The 25227-nt window shown below is 67.6% G+C and carries 26 protein-coding genes and 3 pseudogenes; 10 read left to right on the plus strand and 19 right to left on the minus strand.

The window, feature by feature from the left end; all coding sequences use genetic code 11:
* The 5 genes from AC3IFE_RS34785 to AC3IFE_RS34805 all read right to left on the minus strand — a co-directional run.
* On the minus strand, nucleotides 1-280 hold a 280-nt coding region (locus tag AC3IFE_RS34785; RefSeq protein ID WP_489194997.1), incomplete at its 3' end, for an ABC transporter permease.
* Entirely contained in the window at nucleotides 277-1191 is a 915-nt protein-coding gene (locus tag AC3IFE_RS34790) for an ABC transporter permease (protein WP_489194999.1), read from the minus strand. The genes AC3IFE_RS34790 and AC3IFE_RS34785, both read right to left, overlap by 4 nt.
* Nucleotides 1188-2522 carry an NAD(P)/FAD-dependent oxidoreductase gene (locus tag AC3IFE_RS34795; RefSeq protein ID WP_489195001.1) on the minus strand — a complete coding sequence of 445 codons (1335 nt, stop codon included), beginning with the start codon at nucleotides 2520-2522 and terminating at the stop codon, nucleotides 1188-1190. The genes AC3IFE_RS34790 and AC3IFE_RS34795 overlap by 4 nt, the downstream gene beginning before the upstream one ends.
* A gap of 2 nt (nucleotides 2523-2524) precedes the next feature.
* Entirely contained in the window at nucleotides 2525-3235 is a 711-nt protein-coding gene (locus AC3IFE_RS34800; protein ID WP_089470268.1) for an HAD-IA family hydrolase, read from the minus strand.
* Nucleotides 3236-3292: 57 nt separating this feature from the next.
* Complete coding sequence (locus tag AC3IFE_RS34805; RefSeq protein WP_489195003.1) at nucleotides 3293-4369, minus strand: ABC transporter ATP-binding protein; 1077 nt, start codon at nucleotides 4367-4369, stop codon at nucleotides 3293-3295.
* Nucleotides 4370-4469: 100 nt separating this feature from the next.
* Between AC3IFE_RS34805 and AC3IFE_RS34810 the strand changes: the two genes are divergently transcribed.
* The 4 genes and pseudogenes from AC3IFE_RS34810 (at nucleotide 4470) to AC3IFE_RS34825 (ending at nucleotide 6945) form a co-directional block, all read left to right on the plus strand.
* Nucleotides 4470-5441 (plus strand): LysR family transcriptional regulator, encoded by a 972-nt coding sequence (locus tag AC3IFE_RS34810; protein WP_489195005.1) that lies wholly within the window; start codon nucleotides 4470-4472, stop codon nucleotides 5439-5441.
* 100 nt (nucleotides 5442-5541) lie between these two features.
* The gene (locus tag AC3IFE_RS34815) at nucleotides 5542-5769 is read left to right on the plus strand and encodes a hypervirulence associated TUDOR domain-containing protein (RefSeq protein ID WP_489195007.1); all 228 of its coding nucleotides are present in this window, start codon (nucleotides 5542-5544) and stop codon (nucleotides 5767-5769) included.
* Nucleotides 5770-5775: 6 nt separating this feature from the next.
* Nucleotides 5776-6086: pseudogene (locus tag AC3IFE_RS34820) on the plus strand (DUF488 family protein); the annotation flags it as partial.
* A gap of 121 nt (nucleotides 6087-6207) precedes the next feature.
* On the plus strand, nucleotides 6208-6945 hold the full coding sequence (locus AC3IFE_RS34825) for a sulfite exporter TauE/SafE family protein (RefSeq protein ID WP_089470272.1): 738 nt from the start codon (nucleotides 6208-6210) through the stop codon (nucleotides 6943-6945).
* Between the two features lie 281 nt (nucleotides 6946-7226).
* On the opposite strand, the gene AC3IFE_RS34830 is transcribed toward AC3IFE_RS34825, so the two are convergent.
* The 6 genes and pseudogenes from AC3IFE_RS34830 to ftrA all read right to left on the minus strand — a co-directional run bounded on the left by AC3IFE_RS34830 (nucleotide 7227) and on the right by ftrA (nucleotide 12665).
* Nucleotides 7227-7805, minus strand: a complete 579-nt coding sequence (locus tag AC3IFE_RS34830; protein WP_089470273.1) for an NnrU family protein — start codon at nucleotides 7803-7805, stop codon at nucleotides 7227-7229.
* 320 nt (nucleotides 7806-8125) lie between these two features.
* Nucleotides 8126-8725, minus strand: a complete 600-nt coding sequence (locus tag AC3IFE_RS34835; RefSeq protein WP_089470622.1) for a TfoX/Sxy family protein — start codon at nucleotides 8723-8725, stop codon at nucleotides 8126-8128.
* The gene (locus tag AC3IFE_RS34840) at nucleotides 8722-9831 is read right to left on the minus strand and encodes a malate/lactate/ureidoglycolate dehydrogenase (RefSeq protein WP_301738217.1); all 1110 of its coding nucleotides are present in this window, start codon (nucleotides 9829-9831) and stop codon (nucleotides 8722-8724) included. The genes AC3IFE_RS34835 and AC3IFE_RS34840 overlap by 4 nt, the downstream gene beginning before the upstream one ends.
* Nucleotides 9832-9891: 60 nt before the next feature.
* Nucleotides 9892-11346, minus strand: a complete 1455-nt coding sequence (locus tag AC3IFE_RS34845) for a M20 family metallopeptidase (protein ID WP_301738218.1) — start codon at nucleotides 11344-11346, stop codon at nucleotides 9892-9894.
* Nucleotides 11347-11436: 90 nt separating this feature from the next.
* A pseudogene (locus tag AC3IFE_RS34850) lies at nucleotides 11437-11616 on the minus strand (2-nitropropane dioxygenase); the annotation flags it as partial.
* 86 nt (nucleotides 11617-11702) lie between these two features.
* On the minus strand, nucleotides 11703-12665 hold the full coding sequence (gene ftrA / locus AC3IFE_RS34855) for a transcriptional regulator FtrA (RefSeq protein WP_489195011.1): 963 nt from the start codon (nucleotides 12663-12665) through the stop codon (nucleotides 11703-11705).
* A 112-nt stretch (nucleotides 12666-12777) separates the two neighbouring features.
* On the opposite strand from ftrA, the gene AC3IFE_RS34860 reads away from it, so the two are divergent.
* Together AC3IFE_RS34860 and AC3IFE_RS34865 are read left to right on the plus strand one after the other, a co-directional pair.
* On the plus strand, nucleotides 12778-13197 hold the full coding sequence (locus tag AC3IFE_RS34860) for a rhodanese-like domain-containing protein (protein ID WP_301738220.1): 420 nt from the start codon (nucleotides 12778-12780) through the stop codon (nucleotides 13195-13197).
* A 90-nt stretch (nucleotides 13198-13287) separates the two neighbouring features.
* Nucleotides 13288-13614, plus strand: coding sequence for a superinfection immunity protein (locus tag AC3IFE_RS34865; RefSeq protein ID WP_089470279.1), 327 nt, complete (start codon nucleotides 13288-13290; stop codon nucleotides 13612-13614).
* A 15-nt stretch (nucleotides 13615-13629) separates the two neighbouring features.
* On the opposite strand, the gene AC3IFE_RS34870 is transcribed toward AC3IFE_RS34865, so the two are convergent.
* From AC3IFE_RS34870 to AC3IFE_RS34900, 7 genes are all read right to left on the minus strand, one after another.
* A complete protein-coding gene (locus tag AC3IFE_RS34870; protein ID WP_489195014.1) occupies nucleotides 13630-14790 on the minus strand; it encodes a cytochrome P450 in 1161 nt (386 codons plus the stop codon).
* A 100-nt stretch (nucleotides 14791-14890) separates the two neighbouring features.
* The gene (locus AC3IFE_RS34875) at nucleotides 14891-15157 is read right to left on the minus strand and encodes a YodC family protein (protein WP_489195016.1); all 267 of its coding nucleotides are present in this window, start codon (nucleotides 15155-15157) and stop codon (nucleotides 14891-14893) included.
* A gap of 344 nt (nucleotides 15158-15501) precedes the next feature.
* On the minus strand, nucleotides 15502-16362 hold the full coding sequence (locus AC3IFE_RS34880) for an isocitrate lyase/PEP mutase family protein (protein ID WP_489195018.1): 861 nt from the start codon (nucleotides 16360-16362) through the stop codon (nucleotides 15502-15504).
* 142 nt (nucleotides 16363-16504) lie between these two features.
* Nucleotides 16505-18172: an ankyrin repeat domain-containing protein gene (locus tag AC3IFE_RS34885; protein WP_489195020.1), complete on the minus strand. Its 1668-nt coding sequence runs from the start codon at nucleotides 18170-18172 to the stop codon at nucleotides 16505-16507.
* Between the two features lie 181 nt (nucleotides 18173-18353).
* Entirely contained in the window at nucleotides 18354-18779 is a 426-nt protein-coding gene (locus AC3IFE_RS34890; protein WP_489195022.1) for a GNAT family N-acetyltransferase, read from the minus strand.
* Between the two features lie 57 nt (nucleotides 18780-18836).
* Nucleotides 18837-19697, minus strand: a complete 861-nt coding sequence (locus AC3IFE_RS34895; protein ID WP_489195024.1) for a MurR/RpiR family transcriptional regulator — start codon at nucleotides 19695-19697, stop codon at nucleotides 18837-18839.
* Between the two features lie 55 nt (nucleotides 19698-19752).
* On the minus strand, nucleotides 19753-20106 hold the full coding sequence (locus tag AC3IFE_RS34900) for a YgiW/YdeI family stress tolerance OB fold protein (RefSeq protein ID WP_089470284.1): 354 nt from the start codon (nucleotides 20104-20106) through the stop codon (nucleotides 19753-19755).
* 233 nt (nucleotides 20107-20339) lie between these two features.
* On the opposite strand from AC3IFE_RS34900, the gene AC3IFE_RS34905 reads away from it, so the two are divergent.
* From AC3IFE_RS34905 to AC3IFE_RS34920, 4 genes and pseudogenes are all read left to right on the plus strand, one after another.
* A complete protein-coding gene (locus tag AC3IFE_RS34905) occupies nucleotides 20340-21002 on the plus strand; it encodes a response regulator (protein ID WP_489195026.1) in 663 nt (220 codons plus the stop codon).
* A 5-nt stretch (nucleotides 21003-21007) separates the two neighbouring features.
* Nucleotides 21008-22375 carry an ATP-binding protein gene (locus AC3IFE_RS34910; RefSeq protein WP_489195028.1) on the plus strand — a complete coding sequence of 456 codons (1368 nt, stop codon included), beginning with the start codon at nucleotides 21008-21010 and terminating at the stop codon, nucleotides 22373-22375.
* 234 nt (nucleotides 22376-22609) lie between these two features.
* Nucleotides 22610-23056, plus strand: coding sequence for a MarR family winged helix-turn-helix transcriptional regulator (locus AC3IFE_RS34915; protein ID WP_489195030.1), 447 nt, complete (start codon nucleotides 22610-22612; stop codon nucleotides 23054-23056).
* Nucleotides 23057-23090: 34 nt separating this feature from the next.
* Nucleotides 23091-23456, plus strand: a pseudogene (locus AC3IFE_RS34920) (antibiotic biosynthesis monooxygenase family protein); the annotation flags it as partial.
* 737 nt (nucleotides 23457-24193) lie between these two features.
* Here the strand turns inward: AC3IFE_RS34920 and blaPEN-bcc are convergent.
* Complete coding sequence (gene blaPEN-bcc / locus AC3IFE_RS34925) at nucleotides 24194-25132, minus strand: PEN family class A beta-lactamase, Bcc-type (protein ID WP_489195032.1); 939 nt, start codon at nucleotides 25130-25132, stop codon at nucleotides 24194-24196.
* Nucleotides 25133-25227 lie beyond the last annotated feature (95 nt).

Raw genomic sequence — 25227 nt, forward strand, 5'->3', positions numbered from 1 at the left:
TGCCGTGTTCGATCCCGTACGCCGCGGCAATGCCCACGGGCGTCGCGATTGCCGTTGCAAGGAACGATGCGGCGAGTGTCGTTCGAGCAGCCGCCAGCCAATCCGGGTTGCCGAAGAATGCCTCGTACCAGCGCAACGATAGCGCGGGTGGCGGAAAGGTCATGAAGCGCGTATCGGAGAACGACAGGGGTACGACGATGATCACCGGAATCATCAGGAATGCGAGGATCAGCACGACCAACGTAATCAGGAGTCCGCGCGTGAATGGATTCGGCTTCACTTTGCCCCCAGGGTCTTGTCGAGCGGAATGAGGCGGCTCGTCGCATAAAAGATCGCGAACACGCAAAGCAACAGCACGACGCTCACCGAGCTTGCCGCGCCCCAACTGTTATAAATTTCGACGTTTCGGCTCACGACCATCGACACCATGATCGACTTGCCGCCCCCCATCAGTTCGGGCGTGATGTAAAAACCGAGGCAGAGCACGAAGACGAGCGTCGCACCCGCAAGCACCCCGCCCATGGACAACGGCAGGAATACGCGCAGGAATGCATGGATGGGCGAAGCACCGAGGCTTGCGGCGGCGTGCGACAAGTTCGTCGGAATTTTCTGCATCGCCGAATAGAGCGGCAGCACCATGAACGGCAACAGGATATGAACCATCGCGACGATCGTGCCGAACTGGTTATAGGCCAGCTGGACCGGATGATCGATCAGGCCCGATGCAACCAACGCCTTGCTGACGAGGCCGGTGCGCTGCAGCAGCACGAGCCACGCATAGGTACGCACCAGCACGCTCGTCCAGAACGGCAGGATGACCATCCCGAGGATCAGTGCAGCCAGCTTGGGGCGCACCGACGCCGCAAGATACGCGACGGGATAGCCGAGCAGCAACGTCACACCTGTGACGATTGCGCTTAGTTTGAAGGTGAGCAGGAATGTATCGAGGTACGTGCCGCTGAAAATGCGCCGGTAGTTCGCGAACGTCAAGCCGCCGTCCTGGTGAATCGACTGCCACGACAGCCATGCGAGCGGCACGACGAGCAAAATCACGACAACTGCCAGTGCGGGCATCATCAAGCACAGCATCGCACGGTCCTCGCGACGTTGATAGCGCCGCGCCAAATCTGTTGTATCGGACGGCCGCGTCACTTCATACTCCGGGACGATCCCTCTGGCAGTCGTCATCATACCCCCACCGTATCGAGAAACTGATACCACGCCGCGACGAGCCGGACGCCCGGCGCGCGCAATGAATGGAACGGGACCGGCCGCAGTCCGTCTTGCGCGAGCAACGCAAGATCCGGCGTTTCGCCGACGGCGAGCGCGGCCGCATGTTGGCCGACGAGACTTGCCATCGCAATGCCCGCGCCGTTGTAGCCGAGGCAGAACACAGTGGTGTCGTCGCCGCGGCCGACGTGCGGTAGCGCATTGAACGTCATGCCGACGTAGCCTGACCAGCGAAACTCGACAGGCACGTCGACGAGATCGGGAAATAGCGCAATCATCGCGCGGCGCAGCGCTTCGAAGCCGCTATCCTGCCCTTCCTTGCCAAAGGCGTCGCGGCCGCCGAACAGCATGCGGCCGTCGGCTCGGCGAAACCATTTCATCATCCGGCGCGTTTCGGTATAGCTGCGCCGCCTTTTCATCAGTGTCGCGTCGAGGTCTGCCGGCAAGCGCTGCGTCGCGATCATCGCGCTGCGAAACGGAACGAGTTCGCGCTGATACGGCGCCGTAGCGCGCGTAATGCCTGAATAGGCGTTCGTCGCAACGATCAACTGCTTGGCGCGCACCGTGGCTGCCGGCGTGCGCAGCACGACGCCCGGAACACCCCACGTACGCTCGATCGCGACGACGGGCGTCGATTCGTGAATTGGAATGCCGCGCGCGATCAAGCCACGCGCCATGCCGAGCACGTATTCGAGCGGCAGGATCGTGCCGGCATCTTCGCTCAGCACCCCGCCGACGAAATTCTTCGACCCCGTCTCCTCCTCGGTCTCGCCGCGCGTGAGCACTTTCATCGTTCGATCGCCGAGCGCAGTGCGCACCCAGTCCGCCTCCGCGGCGCATGAGGCGAGTGCCCGCTCGGTATGGGCACAGCGTAGGCTACCGGTGCGTTCGAATTCGGCGCGTGCGATGGCAAACTCGTCGATAAAAGATTCCACCGCGCGTACGCCATCGTGGGCCAGCCGATGCATCCGCTTCGCGACGTCCAGGCCATGGCGCGCGGCGATATCCGGAAACGACACCCTGAACTTCGACGATACGACACCGCCGTTCCGGCCGCTCGCCCCCCAGCCGACCGGGTTGGCATCGAGCACGATGCACGACACACCGCGTTTGCTCAATGCGCACGCGGCCGCCAGCCCGGAATAACCCGCGCCGATGACGGCGACCTCGGCCTGGACATCGCACGCGAGTGCCCCACCGCCGACTGGCGAATCGAGCGAACCGGCGCGTGCGGCGAGGTGGCGCCAAAGCGACTCGGGCTGCGGCGACGTTGACACGAGCGGCGCCAGCATGGTCAGGCCGCGGCGAGTTCGGCCTCGACCGCATCCGCAAGCGCGGCGAGCGTCGAGTAGCAGAACGTCGGTGCAGTCACCTTTCCGGGCGCCGGCGTCGCGCCGAAGCCCTCCTGACCGCGGCGACGCTCGATCCAGCAGGTGGCATACCCCAGTTCCGTCGCGATGCCGATATCGTGATACTGGCTTTGAGCCGTGTGCAGGATTTCGCGGAACTTGAAGCCGAAGGCCGCCTGGCGTCCGCGGTTGTACGCGAAGAATTGCGGATCGGGCTTGGCGGTGCCGGTTTCGTCGCAGCAGACCGTATCGTCGAACGGATCTCCAAGCGTATGCGCATAGGCCGACAGTGCGACGCGATCGGCATTCGTCATCGCTACCAGCCGAAAGTGCTTGCGCAGTCGCCGGAGCGCCTCGACCGAATCGGGGAACGCCGGCCAGTCGAGCACGTCTCGCTGGAACGCGGCGGCCGATTGCTCGTCGTCGGGCAACCCCAGTTCCTTGGCGAGCGACAGATAAACGTTCGCCATCGCGCAGCTCGAGCGCCCCGGGAATGCAGCACGACCGCGCATGTACGGCTCGAAGATCTGGTCGTCGGTAAGATCTTTCGCGGCGGGGCCGCCGAGGCGGCGCACCGACGTAAGCACGCCGCGCTCGAAGTCAATAAGTGTGCCGACCACATCGAATGTCAGCACCTTGAAATCGGTAAGCTTCATGGATTCATCCCTCGATTGCGTTACGGTTGGGTGTGAAAAAGTCGAACTCGAGTTTGTTTACGCTGGTACGACGATCGTGTCGCGGGGCGACAGTGCGACAGAAATCGAGGCGCCCGGTACAGGCACGCGCTGCCGGGCCTCGTGATTGCCCGGCTGACGCAGGCTGACTGTCGTGCCATCGGCGAGCTGCGCGAACACGCGCAAGCTCTCGCCCTGGTACAGCACCTCGGTCACGCGGGCAGTGAGCCGATTGGCATCGGACGGAGCGTTACCGGCATCGATCATGAGCTTCTCCGTCTGCACGGCGAGCAGCAAGCTCGCGGCATTCGGTAACGGGTAGGCCGTGCGGAGCACCGCATCGCCGAGCGAGACGGCGTCGGCGCCCACGCGCACCACCGGCAACAGCGTTGCCTCGCCGATAAAACTCGCGACGAATGCGTTGCAGGGCCGATCGTAGAGCTGCTCCGGCGCATCGATTTGCACGAGCCGGCCGTCTTTCAAAACGGCAACCCGGTCGCTCATCGTCAGCGCCTCGCGCTGATCGTGCGTGACATAGATGATGGTCGCGCCAAGCCGGCGGTGCAGCCTACGCAATTCGATTTGCATCGTTTCGCGCAACTGCTTGTCGAGCGCGGAAAGCGGCTCGTCCATGAGAATGAGCTGCGGCTCGAACACCATCGCCCGCGCGAGCGCGACGCGCTGTCGCTGACCGCCCGAGAGCTCGCTGATCCTGCGGTGCTCGTAGCCGCGCAGTTCGACCATCGCGAGCGCGTCGGCCACCTTTGCGGCCCAGCCGGACTTCGGTTCACGCCGGGCCCGCAGCGGGAATGCCACGTTCTCGCCAACACTCATATGAGGAAAGAGCGCGTAACTCTGGAACACCATCCCGATGTTGCGTTTGTGCGGCGGCGCAAATGTAATGTCACGCTCGCCGACCCAGACGCTGCCCGAGCTGGGCTGCACGAATCCGCCGAGAATCCCGAGCAACGTCGTCTTGCCGGACCCGGACGGGCCCAGCAGCGACACGAATTCGCCTTCTGCCACATCGAGCGACACGTCGTCGAGCGCCACCACCGGACCATAGCGCTTTGCCGCGGATCGAATCGATACGCCTGCCTTCGCTCGTGCATCCATCGTTGTCTCCTGCTCGTATCGCTGTGTGATGTCAAAAATATAGGCGTCGGCTTTTTTGGCGGCAATTCACAAATTGTTGGATTGGGCATAACATCAGGTCATGCCTAGCCTACGCAGGAAACTGCCCAGCGCGAACGCGCTATTCGTCTTCGAGGCCGCCGCACGCTGCGGGAATTTCACGCGCGCGGCGCAGGAGCTGTATGTGAGCCAGCCTGCCGTCAGCCGGATGCTGTCGCGCATGGAAGAACACATCGGCGTGCGCCTGTTCGAGCGCGTGCACGGCGGCATCGAGTTGACCGAGAACGGCCGGATTCTCTATCGGAAGATTTCGGAGGGGCTGAACGGAATCGAAGGCGCGATTCGCGAAATCGAAGCGCGTTCAACCGGCGTAGAGCCCGTTACGCTGTCGGTCTCGACCGCCTTCACGACACACTGGCTGATGCCCAGGATGAGCCGGCTCAATCAGGCTTTTCCGTCGGTCGATCTGCGGTTCCAGTTGATCTCCGGCCGCATCGGCGGGCCGCTCGGCGACGTCGATCTTGGCATGCGCTTCGTACAAGAAGGGGAAATGCGCGAGAACAGCATCCCCGTCATGCCAGAGATATTGCTGCCCGTTTGCAATCCGGCCTACCAGGAGAAAACCCACGCCGACGATTGGCATGTGCACGGCGACACGGTGATCGTGATGGATGACGAAGAACGCGGCTGGCATACGCGCTTCTCGGCGTTCAAGAACGCAACGCGTCATGCAGCCACCGTTTTGAGTTTCAACGATTACGCTATCGTGCTCCAGGCCGCATTGCTCGGCCAGGGACTCGCGCTCGGCTGGGTCAATGTGGTCATGCACTGGCTTGCGCAACGCGCGCTCGTGCCCGGCGAAGACGAGTTGGTTACGACGGATCGGATGTGCTGCCTCGCGTGGGCATCCAGCAGACCGTTGCGGCCGATCGTCGCCGAAGTTCGCGACTGGCTTATCGCGGAAATGCGTGCGGACCTTGCTGCCGTCGATAAGGTGCATCCGGCACTTGGACTCGCTCGAACGGTAGAAAGGGGGCTCGAATCCTGGTATTGACTGGCGCGACGCTCGCTACCTCTACGTTCGCTTCGTCGCGGCTTTCGCGCACGCCGCGAGGGCTACCCCGTCGCGCATCAACCCAAGGAGGCCCCCCGCCATGACCACGCCCTTCAGGCTGAGCGACCACGTCCGCTGGAATTCCAAGGCCGGCTACGTGACCGGCACGATCGTCGCGATCCACACCGCCGACTTCGACTACAACGGCCATCGCCATCGCGCGGCGCCCGACGATCCGCAGTACGAGATCAAGAGCGGCCGGACCGACCGTGTCGCCGCGCATCGCGGCCGCGTGTTCGAACGCATCACCGGCAAGAAACGCGCATGACGCTCCCGCTACGCGGATTACGCGCTGTCGCCCGAATTTCGCGCGGGCCTCGACCGACTGATCGCCCAGGGGCACGAGCAGCGCTGCGCGATCGTGTGTTCGGAAGCCGTGTGGTGGCGCGTCATCGACGCATCGTGTCCGACTACCTGATCGCGCGCGGCGAAACGGTACTGCACATCATGGGGCGCAACCGCGTGGAACCCGCGCGGCGCACGGCCGCCGCCGTGATCCGGGACGACGGCACGATCGTCTACCCGAATGTCGACGACGACCATGACGATACCGTGCCGGTGCGCGGCGCCCCGTCGGACGCGTGACGTCACGCACACGCCTGCGCACCGGCTTCCGGCGGCCGCGATCCTGCATTACCATCGTGCGACCACCACGCCTGCGCTCGTCCCGGCAAGCGGCCCCCGCCACCTTTTTCGTTGCGCACCGATGCTTGCCCTCATCATCCTCGCCGGCCTCTGGGCCGGCCTGCAGAACGCCCTCGCGGGCGGCGGTTCGTTCATCACGCTGCCCGCGCTGATCGTGTCGGGCATGTCGCCGCTCGCGGCCAACATCACGTCGACGGTCGCACTGTTCCCCGGCCAGGTCGCGACGGGCTGGGCGAGCCGGAAAATGGTGAGCGGCGTGGGCAGGCTGCCGTTTCGCGCGCTGTTCGCGATCAGCGTGGCCGGCGGCGCGCTCGGCGGCCTGCTGCTGCTGAAAACGCCGTCGTCGATCTTCTCGCACCTGGTGCCGTGGCTCGTGCTGTTCGCGACGGTCGTGTTCGCGTGGGGCAGTTTCTTTCGCAAACCGGGCGCCGGCGCGCAACATCTCGGCCCCGTCGCGGCCGGGCTCTCGCAGTTCCTGATCGCGATCTACGGCGGCTACTTCGGCGGCGGCATCGGATTCCTGATGATGGCCGCGCTGACGATGGCCGGCCTGCCGCCGCGTCATGCGATGTCGACGAAGAATGCGCTGGCGGGCGTGATGAACGCATCGGCCGTCGTGCTGTTCGTGACGTCGCCCCAACTGCACTGGCGCGCGGCGATCGCGCTCGGCGCCGGCGCGATCGTCGGCGGCCTGCTCGGCGCGTGGGCGCTGCATCGCGTGAACGAACGCGTGCTGCGCATCGCGATCGTCTGCATCGGCGCGCTGCTGACCGTCGGGTTGTTCGTCAAGCCCATCTGACGCACGCACACCGTGGCGGCCGCATCGCGGCAATTGACGTGTCAACCGCAAGACGTCTTTGGCAATCCGATGCCAAACCGGGTTGTGCTACCGACGCTTGTCGCCGTGCCGAGGTCGCCGGCGTTCAACCCGAATTCGCGCTTCCCGTTCTGGTTCGCGGTCCTGACGACGCTCGCGATCGTCGCGGCGTATTGCTCGCGAAGGAGGCAGCCGTCGTTCAGGCCGGCCGCCAGCGCGAAGGGTCGTTGACTGGCGGAAGGTCTACGGCGCACGCATTGCGTTCAGCCGAAGGGCCGCACGCCGATCAGCGGGCCGTGCAGGAACCGTGCGAACACGGCCCACGCGACGAGTCCGACCGCAACGGCCGCGACGTCGCCGGCCAGCGCGCCGGCCGGATAGCGGACACCGTCGCGGCGATCCCGCGCACGCGACACGACAAAATCGACGATCGACCACACGAAGAACGCGCCGAACAGCAGGACCGCATGCACGGTACCGTTCACGAGCAGGTGCGCCACCGCCCAGACCATCACGCCGGCCAGCATCGGATGCCCGACGAGCGTCTTGATCCGGTTGCGCGGCACGTACGAGGCGGCGATCAGCACGAACGCGACCGCGGTCAGCATGCCCGTCAGATGGCGCACGCCGACCGGCGACACCCACAGCAGCGTCGCACCCGCGCGGGCGATCCCGTAGCCCCAGATGATCAGCACGAAGCCGACGATCGACGCGATCGCGTAACCGCCCTTCCAGCCCCTCTCGCCGATCCGCTCGATCGTCGCGGACCGCCAGCCGTCGGCGACGATCCGGATCGAGTGCACACCGAGAAAGATCGCTAAACCGAGAATCAGGACGAGCATCGGCTGTCTCCGTCTGGAATGATGATGGGGGGAAGCGTTCCGCGCGGCGTACGGTGCGCCGTTCGCGGGGGCCGGCCGGCGACGAGGCCGGCGCGGGTCGCGCAAGGCACGGACGCAACCCGCGCCGATCATAAACGCCGGGGCCGCCGTTGTGAAGCATGCAGGACGTGCGGCGCGTCAAGCTCGATGCATTCGTGCGCCGGATCGTGCGGGCAAATTGGTCGCGCAGCGTGCTGGTCGGTCGCGACGGGCACGCCTGACAGCCAGGAAAGCGAAAATCGCGAGGCTGTCGCTTCTCGTGATCGGGACAGCGATCGGGACTACGCCTGCTTGCGCTTCGTCACGGGTTTCGGTGCCGGCGCGGGCGACGATTTCGATGCCGGTTTCGCTTTCTGCGCCGACGCGGGTTTCGATGCTGCGTTCGCCGCCAGCTTCGTTTTCTGCGCGGACGCGGGTTTCGTCGCAGGCTTCGCTGCCGGTTTCGCTGAACGTTTCGGCGCGGCCTTCGATGCCGCTTTCGATGCGGCCGTCGGCCCCGCCCCGGATGCCTTCTTCGACGCCGCCCCCGCCTTGCGCTTCGGCGCCCCGGCCAGCAGCGCCGCGCGATACGCGCCGCGGCACCAGTCGAACAGCGCGCCCGCATCCTCGAGCACGTCGGCCGGCGTTTCGTAATAGCCCTCGAGCGAGACGGTGCGCGTGGGCCGCGCGTACGAGAACGGCCCCATGCCCGCCGCGACGAACGCCGGCCGGTTCACGTCGTCCACACGCAGGAACAGCGACCCGCGCGACATGAAGCCGAACATCACGCCGTCGAGCCGCAAGGCCGCGCCGCTGAAAAAGCGCACAACGGCGACCGTGCCGAGCGGCGCAAGCTGATACGCGATTTCCTCGCCGTGCGCCTTCTCCGCCTGCCAGCTCATGCGGACACCTCGCAGCGCCGCGTCCATGCATCGAGTTCGGCCGCGTCGACACCGACGGCCGCCGCGCTCTCGCGAATCTGCCGCCACGTCGCGCGGTCGACCGGAATGCCGGTGGTGCCGCGCGCGGCGCGGCTCGCTTCTTCAGGTTCGCCAGGCATCCGCACCGGCATATCGCCAGCTTGCGGCGACGCCTTCGCCCACGCGACGAACGCATCAGCTTCGCGCTCGGCATCGGCCGCGTCGAACGCTTTCGGATCGATCAGCACCGACAGCATCCCGTTGACGATCGCGCTCGTCTTCTGCAGCGTATCGCCGTACGTCGTATGCCCGCCCACGAGCGCGCCGCCGAAGATCTCGCACATCGCGGCGAGCGCATATCCCTTGTGCAGCCCGAATGGCAGCAGCGCGCCGAACGGCTGCTCGTGCATCACGGCCGGATCGTCGGTCGGCTCGCCGCGATGGTCGATCAGCGCCCCGGCCGGCACGCGCTTGCGCTGGTTGTACGCGACCCGCGTCTTGCCGTACGCGATCGCGCTCGTCGCGAAATCGAGCAGCAGCGGCGGCTTGCCCGCACGCGGATACGCGGCGCAGAACGGGTTCGTGCCGAAACGCGGATCGGTGCCGTGCAGCGGCGCGACCAGCAGGTCGCCCGGCACGTTGACGAAATGGAACGACACGAGCCCCGAGCGCGCGCACTGTTCGGCCCAGTGCCCGATACGGCCGAGGTGATGGACGTCGCGCAGCCCGATCGCGCAGATGCCCATGCGCCGTGCGCGCTCGATCCCTTCGACCATCGCCTCGAACGCGATCACCTGGCCGAAGCCGCGCCCGCCGTCGATCGTCAGCACCGCGCCGCCGTCGCGGACGATCGACGCGTGCGCGTTCAACTGCAACTGCCCTTCCCGCCACGATGCGACGTAATTCGGGATCATCCCGATCCCGTGCGAATCGTGGCCCGCGAGATTCGCGCCCACCAGATGGTCGGCGACGAGCGCCGCCTCGCGCGAATTGCTGCCGGCCCGTTCCCAGAGTGCCGAGACGAACGCATGCAGCGGTTCGGCGCGCATGCGCAGCGGTTCGGTATCGGGCGTCGGCAGTGCGGTCATCGGCGACACTCCATCCAGTCGGTTCGAGGCGGGCAATCGGTACGTCGAACGCTGCGACGCTCAGCGCGCGGTCGCGATCACGTCGGCCACCGCCGCCGTGAGCTTCTTCGCATACGGCACGTGCAGGAACTCGTTCGGGCCGTGCGCGTTCGACTTCGGCCCGAGCACGCCGCACACCATGAATTGCGCGGCGGGGAAGCCTTCCTGCAGCACGTTCATCAGCGGGATCGTGCCGCCCAGGCCCATGTACGCGCAGTCGGCACCGAAGTGGCGGCGCGACGCGGCGTCGAGCGACGACGCAAGCCACGGCGCGAGATCCGGCGCGCTCCAGCCCGTCGCGGCGCCGGCGTCCGGCTTGAACGTGACCTTCGCGTTGTACGGCGGATCGAGCTCGAGCAACTCCTTCAACTGCTGCACGGCCTGCGCGGCGTCGACGAGCGGCGGCAGCCGCAGCGACAGCTTGAACGCGGTGCGCGGACGCAGCACGTTGCCCGCATCGGCGAGCGCCGGCAGGCCGGCCGCGCCCGTCACCGACAGCGACGGCCGCCACGTGGAATTCAGCAGCGCCTCGCGCGGATCGGTCGTGGTCGGCAGCACGGGCTTGCCGTCCTGGCCGCACGCCCAGGGCAGCCCCTTCCACACCGTGTCGCCGAGAATCGCGGCGGCCGCTTCGGCTTCGCGCACGCGACTCGACGGAATCTCGCAATGGAACACGCCCGGCAGCAGGTTGCCGCTCTTCGCGTCTTCGAGGCGTTCGAACAACTGGCGCATCACGCGGAAGCTCGACGGCGCGATGCCGCCGTACACGCCCGAGTGGATGCCTTCTTCGAGCACCTCGACCTGCAGATCGCCGGACACGAGGCCGCGCAGCGACGTGGTGAGCCACATCTGGTCGTAGTTGCCGGCGCCCGAATCGAGGCACACGACGAGCGATACCTGGCCGAGCCGGTCGCGCAGTGCGTCGACGTAAGGCAGCAGGTCGTAGCTGCCCGACTCTTCGCAAGTCTCGATCAGGCCGACGCAGCGCGGCCGCTCGATGCCCTGCTCGTCGAGCGCGCCGAGCGCCGCGAGGCTCGCGTAGATCGCATAGCCGTCGTCCGCGCCGCCGCGGCCGTACAGCTTGCCGTTCTCGAATTTCGGCGTCCACGGGCCGAGATCCGCGCGCCAGCCGTCGAATTCGGGCTGCTTGTCGAGGTGGCCGTACAGCAGGATCGTGTCGGTGCTGCCCGAACGCGTGGCCGGCGACTCGAAGAAGATCACCGGCGTGCGGCCCGGCAGCCGCACGATTTCGAGCTTCAGGCCCTTCACGGGCTGCCGTTCGGCCCACTGCGCGGCATCGGTGACGACCCGTTCGAGATAACCGCGCTTCGCCCAGTCGGGGTCGAATGCGGGGCTTTTCGCGGGGATGGCGATGTAGTCGGTCAGTGCATGGAGGATTTCATCGTTCCACTTGCGCTCGATGAAGGTAACGAGCTTGTCATGGTCGAGGACGGGGGTAGTGTCGACGGAAGTCATGGTGGGGGTGCCTGGATCGGGCTGACGAAAATCCAGATCATACGCCGATGCTCCTCCGCCGGCGCCCCTCCTGGCCGTTCAGCCAGCCTTCGGAAACGCGTCGCGCAGCCCGGCCGCGCAGGCGAGCGCGTCGCGCAACTGCTGCGGGCCGAGCGCCGCGCACGCGAGCGAACCGAGGCCGCCGGTTTCGCACACGGCAATCGCGAGCGGGCTCGGCGAGCCGACCATCGGGGCCTGGATCAACGGCAAACGGGAAGGCAGCATCGTCATCCGAATCCCTTTCAGTGTGAGCGGCCCTCGCCACATGGGTGGTGTTTTTCATCGTCGCGCACGAGCGGCCGCACCGAGAGCGCCTGCTACGTGCCGCCGCGATCCATCCCGCGCCGGTACGCGGCCGGGCTCGTCGCCGCGACGCGCCGGAAATGCCGGCGCAGCGATTCCTCGGAACCGAACCCGGCACGCGCCGCGACCTGCGCAAGCGGCAACGCGGGCTGTGCTTCGAGCATGTCCTTCGCGACGTTCACGCGTTCGCGGATCAGCCATGCGAGCGGCGACATCCCGGTCGCATCCGCGAACCGACGCTGCAGCGTGCGCGTGCTCATCGCGGCCTGCGCGGCGAGAGACGCGAGCGTGTGCGGCTCGGCCGCATGGGCGCGCATCCAGTCGATCAGCTTCGCGAGCCGGTCGGTGCCGCCCGGTGCAACCGGACGCGGCACGAACTGCGCCTGGCCGCCGTCGCGATGCGGCGGCAGCACGAGGCGCTGCGCGACGCGGTTCGCGATCGCGCCGCCATGATCGCGGCGCACGAGATGCAGCAGCATGTCGAGCCCCGCCGCCGAGCCGGCCGACGTGACGATCTGCCCTTCGTCCACGTACAGCGCATCCGGATTCACGCGCAGCGCCGGATAACGCGCCTGCAGGCGTTCCGCATATCGCCAGTGCGTCGTCACGGTGAGACCGTCGAGCACGCCGGCCGCCGCCAGCACGAACACGCCCGAACAGATCGAGCAAAGCCGCGCGCCGCGCCGGTGGGCGGCCCGCAGCTTCTTCAGCAGCGGCTCGGGCGGCAGCTCGTCCGGATCGCGCCAGCCGGGGATCACGATGGTGTCCGCGCGATTGAGCGTCGCGAGCCGGTAGGGCGCGGCAACGGTGATGCCGCCCGCCGCGCGTACGGGCCCCGGCTCGCTCGCGCATACCGCGAAGCGATACCAGTCGACGCCGAGTTCGGGCCGCTCGAGCGCGAACAGTTCGACCACGCAGCCGAATTCGAACGTGCAGAGACGATCGTAGGCGAGCGCGACGACGAGATGATTGTGCATGGCGCGATGTTACCGGAACTTGTCGATCGCGCCACTGCCGCGAAACCGGCCGAACCGCGATACTACCCTTCATCGCGGCGCATTCCGTGCCCGCTCGACCAGGAGCCCGACCATGTCCTATGTCACCGACGTCCCCGCCGCCGACAGCCGCGCCGCCCTCGCGCATTTCGAGGCCTCGCTGCGCTTCGAGACCGATTGCTGGGACGTGCACGACGCACTCGCGTCCGGCACGCCCGATTTCGTGCTGCTCGACGTGCGCGGCCCTGACCAGTTCGCCGCCGGCCACGTGCCCGGCGCGCGCAACCTGCCGCGCCGCAAGATCATCGAAAGCAAGCTCGCCGGTTACGCGGCCGATACGCTGTTCGTCGTCTACTGCGCGGGGCCGCACTGCAACGGCGCCGCGCGCGCGGCGATCCAGCTCGCGCGTCTCGGCCGACCGGTCAAGCTGATGATCGGCGGCGTGACGGGCTGGCGCGACGAAGGTTTCGCGCTGAGCAACGACGTGCAGCCGGCGGACGCCGAAGCCGCCTGATCGTCACCAAAAGCGCAACAATCAATTGCCTGCACGCGAACGGAAAAAGCGCGACAATCAACCGCATTGCAGTTCGGACGGAGCAGCACCATGCATGATGCAGTCCTGATTCAAGTGGCCGGTTCAGTCGCGGCGATCGCGCTCTATTTCCTGCCGGCCGTCATCGCCGATCGGCGCGGCCGGCACGACAAGCTGACGATCGCGATGTTCAACGCGCTGTTCGCGTGGACGGTCATCGGCTGGCTGATGACGCTGTACTGGGCGTGCCAGCCGAACCCGCGCACCGACGTCGCGCAGACGATCCTCGCGAAGCGCCGCGGCGTCAGCATGCGAACTTTCTCGACCGGCCTCGTCGAACGCGTGCAGCGCCGCGTTGCCGCCCAGGAACGATGGGCGGAAAAACAAGGCTGCCGTTAAGTCCCTCTTTCCCCTTCATCGCATCGCGTCGAACTTCGGGATCCTGACGTTGGTCGACGCACGGTAATCCCACTTCAGTGCATCGCGCGGCGGCCAGCCGTCCGCGCGCAACCACGCCGCGAACGCCCCTGCCGCCACCGCCCGCGCGATCCGCTCGCCGGGACACCCATGCGGCCCCGTGCCGAAGCCGAAATTCGGCCCGGCCGGGCGGCCCGGCATCAGCCGGTGCGGATCGCGATGCACGGCCGGATCGCGATTCGCGGCAGCAAGCACGACGAGGATCGCGTCTCCGGCTTCGACGCTCACGCCTTCGATCGTCGTGCGCGCCGCGACGAAACGGCGCGTGTTCTGCACCGGTGTATCGAAACGCCCGACCTCGGCGACGAATGCGTCGAGCGCGGCCGCGTCCGGCGCCGCGCCGGCTTCGCCGTCCCATGCCACGAGCGCATTGCCGAGCCACGCGGCCGTCGCCTCGCACGTCTGCGACAGCAACCCGACGAGATTCGCGACCAGTGCACCGCTCGCGTGCCAGCCGGACGCGCGGGCCGCCTGCTGCACCGCGTCGACCAGCGTGCCGTCGTGCGCGTGCGACTGCGCGACGCGTTCCGTCATCCGGTCGAGCAGGTGCCGCGCCGCGTCGCTCGCGCGCGCCAGCGCCGCGGCATCCGACAGCGGCGACAGCGCGGCGACGAACGCGACGACCCGCGCCGCGATGTCGTCGAGCTGCGTTTCGTCGAAGCCGAGCAGATCGGCGACCGCGCACACCGGCACTGTCATGCACCACGCGTTCAGCGCATCGGCATCGCCGGCCGCGGGCAACCGCCGCGCGGCAAGCGCGTCGGCGCGAGCGCGCAGCGCATCCGTGTCGATCGGCGCGAACGCCGCGCGCAACGCCTGCTTCGGCACGTCGTGTCGCGACGGGCCATCGTTCATGCGCACCAGCTCGCCGAATAGCGCACCGGCCGTCGTGCCGCGCAACGCGGGCGGCACCGGCGCATCGAGCGGGCGCACGCGGCAGGCCGGATGGCCGAGCACGGCCGTCACGGCCGCCGCGCGGCTCGCGATCCACAGGCCGAGCGTGGCGTCGAACGCAAGCGGCGGCCCGTCGACGAGCGCGGCGTAATAGGGATAGGGATCGCGGTGCGTGACCGCGGCAATCGGATCGGTCGGGTTCATGCGTTCAGTATCGGCGCAGCGCGCCGCCGCATGTTTCGGGGTAGCGTGAAATGTCGTCGCAGGACGCCGCACGTCGCGGCATCGCGGCGGCCGGCCGGCGTCAGGCCGCCGACCGGCAGCGGTGCGACTGCATGCGCAGCCGGACCCGCCCGGCCGAAATCGCACGCGGCTCGGGCACCACCGTGTCGTGATGAAACATTTCCTGCCGGAACTCGCCGTTTTCGTCGAACCACTGGCAGATCAGCCAATCGCCGTCGTCGAACACGACCGGCCCGGCATACGTGACGGTCATGCGCGGCCCGCCCGTTTTCAGCGTCACGACATCGCCCACGCGAAATCTGACGCGGTGATTTTCTCGGATCGTCATCGCTCTCTCAGCTTTTTATATATTGAATATATTGATATTCCCGGCAACGCACTCGCCGGTCATTGGAACGTGCCGCAGATTATCAATCAAAAAATCATCCGGCAACTCCCGCGCACTGAAACGTTCTGAACGGGAACCTGCAACAATGCGCGGCATCGTCGCGCATGACGGCCCGCCGAGTCTCGGATTCGGCGTGGTTTGCACGCCGACGGCAGTCGATCGGGCGGAATGCGGAGAATAAACGACGATTTTCGCGTCAGTATCGACGATTAATACGGAGGCGAAACCGATTGATTATTGTCAATCAATGCTTAAATGGAAACGATTCCGGATTTTATTGGGGCTCATTCGTCGAACAAAATCGGCGAATTATCCGGCGCCGCGAACCAGCGGTTGATATCGCGGCCCGGCACGGCGGCCCGGGTAAACGTGAACGTGCCGTCGCGTCTCATCTCCGTCGCCGCGCGCAGGAATGCGCCTAACGCGGCCCGCGCCAGCGCGCCGCCGACGCTGACACGCTTCACGCCGAGCGCGGCCAGCTCGTCGAGGCTCAGCAACCCGCCCTGCAGCCCCATGACGACATTGACGGGCGCGCCGACCGCCCGGGTCACCGCCGCGATCTCGTCGGCATCGGTGATGCCGGGCGCATACAGCACGTCGGCGCCGGCGTCGCGATAGGCGACGAGCCGCGCGATCGTGTCGTCGAGGTCGCGGCGGCCGTGCAGGTAGTTCTCGCAGCGCGCCGTCAGCGTGAACGGAAACGGCAGCGCGCGCGCCGCGTCGACGGCCGCCGCGATCCGCTCGACCGCCGCGTCGCGCGCATAGATCGGCGTATCGGCGCGGCCGGTCGCATCCTCGATCGAGCCGCCGACCGCGCCCGCCTCGGCCGCCAGCCGGATCGTTTCGGCCACGGTGGCGGGCGCGTCGCCGAAGCCGTTCTCGAGATCGGCGCTGACGGGCAAGCCCCCTGCGGCGACGAGATCGGCGATGTGATCCAGCATCGCGTCGCGATCGATCGCGTTGTCGGGCCGCCCTTTCGAAAACGCGTAGCCGGCGCTCGTCGTGGCGAGCGCTTCGAAGCCGGCCATCGCGAGCAGTCGCGCGGTGCCGGCATCCCACGGGTTCGGGATGATGAATGCGCCGGGGCGCGTGTGCAGCGCACGGAAAGCTTCGGCGTGGCGAGCTTGCTGGTCGGAATGGGACATCGCGAACTCCGGGAAGGGTTTGACGGTGAGCTTACGCCGGCCGTGCACGCGACGTTTCAGCGTTTGCCGAAATGTCGTCGCGCAACCGAAAACACCCGGGCCGGCCGGATGCGGGTCGCCGCGTTCAACGGCCCGCGTCGGTTCACGCCGATACGGGCCGCCCGTCGTCGATGCCGAGCAACACGTCGGTGACGGCCTCGGAGAACCGCATCGCGCGACCGTCGATCAGCACGCCTTCCGGATTCGACGGATCGCGCGCCGCTGGCGGCACGCCGTACGCGAGCAGCACGCGCGCGCACGCTTCCCAGTCGGGATCGCCGACGCCGTCCGGCTCGTTGACGGACGCCCAGGACAGCGTACCGAGCGCGTCGCTGCCGAACCCGTGCAGGTCGCGCCAGCTCGCACCGTGTGCGAGCTGGAACGCCAGCAGCTCGGCATCGCCGCGGAACACCGCGTGATTCAGCGCGCTCGCGTTCCAGTCGCCGCCACGCGCGGCGATCGGCCAGCCCAGTTCGACCATCACCTTCACCGCGTCGCGCGAACCCCACGCGGCGGCGTCCGGCAGCAGCCGCAGCCGGTCGCCGGACAGCGCACCGGGGAGTTCAGGGTGTTTCGCCTGGATGCGCCGCGCGTCGTCGGCATCGGCGCGCGCGCAGGCCGCCATGAACGCGTCTTGCGCATCGAGCGCCTCCTCCGCGCCGGCCGCGCGCAACAGCGCCGCGACGTCGGACAACCCGGCCTGCATCGCCAGCCGGTACGCGCTGACGCCGGCCGCGGTCCGCGCGCCGGGATCGGCGCCGGCCGCCAGCAGCGCGGCGATATGGCGTGCCGGGCAACGCACGGCGATCGCACGCAGCAACGGCGCGCCCCACGTCTTCGTCGGCCCTTCCCCGGCCGGTTCGTTCGGGTCGCCGCCGTGCGCGAGCAGCAGCTCGAGCGCGGCCGCGTCCGGCACGTCGAGGGCGCGCCGCAACGCATTCGTCCCGCCCACCCGTGCGCCGTGCTCGAGCAGCAGACGCGTGCATGCCGGGTTCTCCACCGAGTGATACAGCGATTCGCCGTCGTTCGGATCGGCGCCGGCGTCCAGCAGCATCGCGGTGAGCACCGGATCGCGATTGACGCCGGCGGCGCCATACAGCGCCGACAAGGGTTCGGACTCGTCGGGCTCGGCAAGCGAGGCCGGCGGATACCGGTTGCCGATCCGCTGGTTCGGATCGGCGCCCGCATCGAGCAGATGACGTGCGCACGCACGCAACCTGGCCGCGAACTCGGGAAGCTGCGCGAGCCGCGAATGCGTGACGGCGACGAGCGGCGGCAACTTCAGCGCACCGCCGGCGCGCGCGATCCAGCCGGGATCGGCGGCCAGCGCGGCCTTTACCGCGTCGAGATCGCCCGCCGCGCATGCGACGGTCGGGTCCGCCGACACGAGATCGGGATGATCGAGCAGCAATTGCGCGGCGACGCGCGGCCGGGCCGCGTCGAAGCCGCCGGTCACGTCGGCGCCGTAGACGAGATCGAGCCAGCGCCGAAACAGCCGCGACCGCGGTTGCCGCGCGAGCGCATGCGTGTCGACGAACACGCCGAGATCGGCCCACGAAGCAAAACCGTACTCGCGCGCGATGCAGGACTGCGCGTCGTGCAGGCGAAGCCCGAGCGCGAGCGTTTCGTCATGCGTGCGATGCGCGGCGGCGGGCAGCGATGCGACGAAGCGCGCGACGGCATCGGCGTCGCCCTGCCGGTACAGGCGCAACAATGCCTTGGCCTGCTTTTTCAGATGATCGGGATGGGCGTTCGGAGGCAGCTTTTTCATGCGGATCCTCGTGCACGGATGGCCGAAGGTCCGCAATACCGCCAGCACGAAGGATGGGGAGACTCGATTGGCTGCGACAGGTGGGTTGAACCCTTTCCGCGGACCCGGAAGCGACCTGCATCGCTGCCCGGTATCGTAGGCGACGGCCGACGGCATCGTCAACCGCGCCGCGCGGCGCCGTTCAGCCCGCGAGCTTCTTCGTCAGGAAGATGCGCGTGTGCCCGCGCGGATAATCCGGCAGCTCGCCGAAACGCACATAGCCGCGCTTCTCGTAGAACGGCCGCGCCTGGAAGTCGAACGTGTCGAGCCACGCGCTGTGGCAGCCGCGCGCAACGGCCTCTCGTTCGGCCAGATCCATGATGCGCGTGCCGGCGCCCTGGCCGCGCGCGGCCTCGGGCACCACCAGCAGGTCGACATGCAGCCAGCCGAACGCCGTGCCGCCCCACAGGCCGCCGACCACCGAGCCGGTCGCGTCGGTCGCGATCACGGCCAGCGGCCGGAAATCGACCGGCCCGGCCTGGCTTTCGTTGAAGCGGACGAGCGGCGCGACGATCTGCTTGCGCACGTCCGCGTCGGCCGTGTCGGTCACGGCGTAGGTCAACGTCATCGGTTGCATCGGGTCGTCAATGAATGTGGGCCCAACAAGCTGCATGGATCGCGCGCGTCAAACGACGTACGCGCCCTTCGCGTGCAGTTCCGCCTCGGTCCGCTCGAGCGCCGCGACCGCATCGCCGCCTTCCAGCGCCAGCAACTGCGCGACCAGCGCCTCGGCCATCGCATGCGCGGCCACCAGTGACGGAAAGAACGACGGGCTGTCGTGCGTGAAGATCAGTTGCGCGTCCGCGTGCAGCGCGATCGGCGACACGGCGCTGTCGGTGATCGCGACGATCTTGCTGCCCTGCGCTTTCGCCGCCTGCGCGACACGCATCGCCTCGGCCGAATACGGCGCGAAGCTGACGATCACGGTCACGCTCTGCTTCGCGATCGTCCGCAACTCCATTTCGAGCGAACCGGCGACGCCGTTGAGCAGCGACACGGTCGGACGGAACAGCCGGTAGCCGTAGACGAAACCGAACGCGACCGGATAGCACGAGCGAAACCCCGCCACGTGCACGTGCGATGCCTTGCGGATCAGCTTGGCGGCATCCGCGAGTGCGTGCTCGTTCTGCGCGGCGGTCGCCGACAGGTTGTGCTGCTGCGCGGCGAGCAGATCGTGCGCGAGCGACGCCTTCGCGTCGGGCCGCACCAGCGAGCGCGCGCGCTGCGTGAGCGGCTCGGGACGCGTGCGCACGCGCGCGACGCACAGGTCGCGCAGCTCGTTCCAGCCGGGAAAGCCGAATTGCTGCGCGAGCCGCACGAGCGACGCGGGCTGCACCTGCGCGCGCTGCGCGACCTTGCGCATCGACGACGTGGCGACTTCGTCGGGATGATCGAGCAGGAAGGCCGCGCCCGCCTGGAATTGCGGGCTCAGCTCGGAAAATTGCGCCCGGATCCGGGACGCGAGTTCGTCGAAATTGGCGGCCATCTTGGTGGGAACGGGAACCGGTCGTCCATGGTATCACCGGCCCCGCGCCCACCGGTCAGCGCAGCACTTCGACGTGATCGGCGTCGACCTTCACGCGGCCCGACCATTTGCGCTCGAATTCGCCGGTCAGCTTCACTTCGTTCCGATCGCTGACGGGCTGGCCTGCCGCCCACAACTTGTGGTCGATCTCGACGCGGATCGTGCCGGTGGCGTCGGCGAACTCGTAATCCTCGCCGCCGACGTGCTTGACGATACGCCCCTGCAACTGCACGTGCTGGTCGTCCCGGCCGTTGGCGAGCAGTTCCTTCACGGTCGTCGTGGTCAGCGCGGACGGCCCCGTGTATTGCGCGTGGACGGCGGCAGGCAGCGCAACGAGCGCAACCGCCAGGATTCTGGCCAGGTATTTCATGATCTCGGTCCTCTTCTTCGGTGTGGCGCCGCGCTCCGTTGAACGCGACGGCGCCAGATTACGGACCGTAAGCTTAAGCAAACCTGAACGGCATGCCGACGTGACACGGTGCCTCATCGGACGAGTACGAAAGCGGGCCGCGTACCGCAGCCTTTAAGCTTCGCCTAAGACGCGTGCGCTTATCATGAGTACCCCGGGCGCCGCGGCGCCCCCGTTGGAGAGACACGAAAGCCATGCGCGTACTGCTCGTCGAGGACGATCCGCTGATCGGCAGCGGGCTCGAACAGGGCCTCAAACAGGAAGGCTTCGCGGTCGACTGGGTGAAGGACGGCGACGCCGCGACGCTCGCGCTGCGTGCGACCGGCTACGGGCTGCTGCTGCTCGATCTCGGGCTGCCGAACCGCGACGGTTTGTCGGTACTCGCCGCGCTGCGCCGCCGCGACGAAAACCTCCCCGCGATCATCATCACCGCGCGCGACGGCGTGCCCGACCGCATCGTGGGCCTCGACAGCGGCGCGGACGATTATCTCGTCAAGCCGTTCGAGCTCGACGAACTGCTCGCCCGCATCCGCGCGGTCACCCGCCGCCATGCGGGCCGCGCGCAGACGACGCTCGCGATCGGCCCGCTGCGGCTCGATCCCGTCAAGCATCTCGTCTGGCTCGACGACGACGAAGTGCCGCTGTCGCCGAAGGAATTCGTGCTGCTGCACGAGCTGATGCGCGAACCGGGCGCGGTGATTTCGCGCGAACAGTTCGAGGAACGGCTGTACAGCTGGGGCGAGGAAATCGAGAGCAACGCGGTGCAGGTGCATATCCACAACCTGCGTAAAAAGCTCGGCCACGACATGATCCGCACGGTGCGCGGCGTCGGCTACCGGATCGGGGACGGCACGTGACGCGCATGCAACGCGCGGCCGCGCGCTGGCGCACCGCGTCGCTGCGGCGGCGCCTGCTGACGTGGCTGCTGCCGGCCGCCTGCGTGATCGGCCTGGTCGCGAGCGCCGGCACCTACTGGGGCGCACTGCGCGAACTCGACGACCTGCTCGACGACCAGATGCGCAGCATGTCGAAACAGATCGTCGTCGGCCCGAACGGCGAGCTGTCGTTCAGCAACGACGCCAAGGGTAAGCACGGCTTCGAAGCGAGCGACCCCGATGCGGTGCTGCTGCAGGTGTGGCGCAACGGCACGCTGGTGTATTCGACCGACCGCGATTCGAAACTGCCGCCGCCCGCGCAGCAGGGCATCGCGAGCGTCGACGTCGGCGGCCAGCCGTGGCGCACCTATGTGACCGAGCGCGGCGGCACGACGATCCGGCTCGCGCAGGCGCGGCATGCGCGCTGGGAAGCGATCGCGGGCATCGCCGTCCACCTGCTGTGGCCCGTGTTCTCGATGCTGCCGCTGCTCGCGCTCGCCCTGTGGTTCGGCATCGGCGCGGGGCTGCGGCCGTTGCGGGCGATCGCGTCCGGCCTGAAACGCAGGAATGCGAACAATCTCGAGCCGGTCGACGTCGCGTCGATGCCGAACGAGGTCCGCCCGCTCGCCGAGGCGATCAACGACCTGCTCGCACGCCTCGACCGCTCGTTCACGCTGCAGCGGCACTTCATCGCCGATGCCGCGCACGAGCTGCGCACGCCGATCATGGGGCTGTCGATCCAGTCGCAATTGCTGCGACGCGCTGCGACCGCCGAGGAACGCGAGCACATCCTCGCGCAAATCCAGGCGGGCACGACACGCCTCGGCCACCTCGCCGAACAGTTGCTGACGCTCGCGCGCCTCGAACCCGATGCGCAGGCGGCCGCCGCTGCGTCAGCGCCGGTCGATCTCGCCGCGCTGTGCCGCTCGGTGGTGTCGGACCGCGCGCGCGTCGCCGATGCCCACCGGATCGATCTCGGCGCGCTCGTCGACACTCCCGTGATCGCATCGGGCAACGCCGACATATTGCGCGTGCTGCTGAACAACCTCGTCGACAACGCGATCCGCTACGCGGGCGACGGCGCGCGCGTCGACGTGTCGGCGCGCATCGACGGCGAGACGCCCATGCTCGAAGTCGCCGACGACGGCCCCGGCATTCCGGAGGCCGAACGCACGGACGTGTGGGAACGCTTCTATCGCGGCGAAGGCGCGCAGGCGATCACGTCGTCGGGCAGCGGGCTCGGGTTGTCGATCGTCAAGCGGATCGCCGAACAGCATCGCGCGACCGTCGCGCTCGGCACCACGCGCGGCAGCCGCGGGCTGACCGTCACGGTGCGCTTTCCACGGCCCACCTGATGCGCGTGGCGGGCGGCTTGTCCACAGATTATGTTGGCAAGCTTGTGGACAAGCTTCCATTAACCGCACCAAGCCCTTGATCGGAAAGGGTTTGTCGTGCGTGCGCGGCAAATGCGCCGGACCGCGGCATGCACGCGCTCGCGTCAGTTGTCGTCGTCGATCGGCTCGCCCCTCATACTGAAAACCAGTGCTCCATTACGTAAAGTAGTTGTCAATTTACGACTCGAGCCGGGCATGACCAAATCCGACAAGTTGACCGCCGTCGCGCTGTCCGTATTCCGGTTGAACGGCCTGCTGAACGAATGGGGCAACGCCTTCGCCGGGCCGCACGGCTTGACCAGTGCGCGCTGGCAGGTGCTGGGCGCGATCGCGATGGCGCCGGACGCGCCGAACATTCCGCAGATCGCCGATGCGATGGGCATCACGCGGCAGGCTGTCCTGAAACAGATCAACGTGCTGACCGACGAAGGGCTGGTGCTGTCGCTGCCCAATCCGGCGCACAAGCGCTCGCGGTTGTATGCGCTGACGCCGCGTGGCGAAGCGGCCTATCAGGCCGTGGTCGAGCAGTGGCAGCGGCATGTCCGCGACATCGTCGGCGGCTTCAGTTCCACCGACCTCGACGCCGCGCTTCGCGTGCTGTCGGCGATGTCGGGCGTGCACGGCCACGACGGCCGCGCGTGACCGCCCCCTCACCTCTACCCCGCCCGGAGTGCCCATGCGTCAGTTCAAGCCAATGGATCCGGCCTGTCCGATCCAGCAACAGATCGCGATCGACGCGCAGCCGGTCGTGCTTGTCGACGTGTTTACGCTGGCGGCCGCCGACGAAGCCGACTTTCTCGCCGTCTGGAAGGACGATGCGGCATTCATGAAGCGGCAGCCGGGATTCATCTCGACGCAGCTTCATCGCGCGCTCCGCGACAGCCCGACCTGCCTGAACTACGCGATCCGGGAATCGACGGCCGCGTTTCGCGCGGCCTTCACGCATCCGGAATTCGTCGCGAAGCTGTCGGCCTATCCGTCGTCCGCAGTCGTCAGCCCGCACGTGTTCCAGAAGGTCGGCGTGGCCGGTATCTGCACCGCGCAAGCCGCGTGCGAATCGTGGCAGCGCGTGGCATCCCGCCGAATCGCGAACGCGAACTTCTCCACAGAAAATGTTGGCAAGCTTGTGGATATCCTGCGCACCGCGACGCTAAACCCTTGATCCGATGGATTTTGGCACGCGTGATGCAGACGCGGCGCGCGTCATGGCCATCGCACACACCGCTTCGCCGCACTTCGCATCACGATGCCACGACGCCATGCCGACGTGAGGCCGATGCACGCCCTAACCGCTGCACGCCGGCCTGACTTCGCGCCTCGCCACTTACCCACAGATTGTGTTGGCAAGCATGTGGATAGCCTGCGCATACCGCGATCAAGCGCTTGATCCGAAAGACTTTGTTCGCGCCGCCTCGAAAACGGCACACGGCCGCGCAAGCGCCGGTTGCGTGTCGCCTCGGCGCGCGACGCGCCGCCTGCCACACGGCCTGCCGGGCTTGTCCACAATTTTTGTTGGCAAGCGTGTGGATAGCCTGCGCATACCGCAGCCAAGCGCTTGATCCAAAAGACTTTGTTCGCGCTGCTTCAATCGCGGCACGACGGCGCGAGCCATGCCGGGCGCCGCGGCGCGCGTGCTTGTCCACAATTTTTGTTGGCAAGCATGTGGATATCCTGAGCATGCGTGACCTAAGTCGTTGATCGCACAACGTTTGATCGCGCGGGTCACGACTGCGGCACGGCGCGCCCGCGGATCTCGCCACGCGCGCCGTGCCGCGCGGCTCAACCGAACGTCTGCGCGACGACGCGCGCGACCGACGCGATCACGTCGTCCTTCGCCCGCGCATCGGCGCGAGCCTGCGTGTAGTACACGGCCAGCACGATCGGCGCGCGCGACGTCGGCCAGATGACGCCCACGTCGTTCGTGGTCCCGTAGTCGCCGGTGCCGGTCTTGTCGCCGACCGTCCACCCGGCCGGCACGCCCGCACGAATCCGCTTGTCGCCGACCTTGTTGCCGTGCAGCCACGCGACGAGCTGCGCACGCTGCGCGGCGGGCAATGCGTCGCCGAGGGTCAACACGCGCAGGCTGGCCGCCATCGCGGCAGGCGTCGTCGTGTCGCGCAGGTCGCCCGGCAGCGCGGTGTTCAGTTCGGTCTCCCATCGATCGAGCCGGAACGTGTCGTCGCCGATCGAGCGCGCGTAGGCAGTCACCGCCGGCGGGCCGCCGATCAGCTTCATCAACAGGTTCGCGGCCGAGTTGTCGCTGTACTGGATCGTGGCCTCGCACAGCGCGGCGACCGTCATGCCCGTGCCGACATGCCTCTCCGACACCGGCGAATAGTTGACGAGGTCGGCCTTCGTATACGTCACGCGCTGTTGCAGCAAACCCGGCCGCTCGACGCTCCGCGCGAGTACCGCCGCGCTCAGCATCGCCTTGAAGGTGCTGCAGAACGGGAAGCGCTCGCCCGCGCGATGCTCGATGACCCGGCCGCTCGCCGTGTCGATCGCACACACGCCGAGGCGGCCACCCGCGTCGCGTTCGAGGTCGGCAAGCGTCGCCGCCGCCGCGGCGGGCGCGATGGCGTCCGCGGCAGCCGCCGCTGCCGCCGTGGCGTCGTCCGGCGCGGCGGCCTGTCGCGACGCGCACGCGGTGACGGTGAAAACGAGCGGCGCCGTCGCGGCGGCCAGCAACAGGGTTCGACGTTTCGATGAATAGGTCATGTCGGTTGTCTCGTGATGGAATGGCGGCGCAACGTTGTCGACGTGCTGAAAACGGCCAGCCGCCGAGACAGCACTATCGAGACTTTACGGTTGCC

Source organism: Burkholderia sp. APQ4-4ca (assembly GCF_057837105.1).